General features: G+C 56.2%; 1 pseudogene. It reads right to left on the bottom strand.

The features are described from left to right. Positions 1-276, bottom strand: a pseudogene (locus tag E5W70_RS32815) (calcium-binding protein); the annotation flags it as partial.

Below are 276 nucleotides of genomic sequence, written 5' to 3'. Positions count from 1 at the left end.
CGGGGGTGGGCATGACCTGTCTTCCGCCGTCGGAAGTCTCCCAGTTACCGCCGCCAAAGGCCTGATAGACCGGAACGATGTTGTTAGCCGGGATGCCGGATTTCACCGCTGCAGCCACGGCTCGATCGATCATGTCATAGTCGACCGTGTCCGTTCCCGTGCGCACCGGATAGGGGTCTATTCCAAAATAGTCGATATGCGTGTTGGCCGGATTGTAGGTATTCGTAAAATCCGGATTGGTCGGGGATCCCATGTTCATCATGGTGATGAAGGTCT

Origin of the sequence: Mesorhizobium sp., assembly GCF_005063415.1 — a bacterium.
Lineage (GTDB): Bacteria > Pseudomonadota > Alphaproteobacteria > Rhizobiales > Rhizobiaceae > Mesorhizobium.
This window is presented reverse-complemented; position numbering and strand designations above follow the sequence as displayed.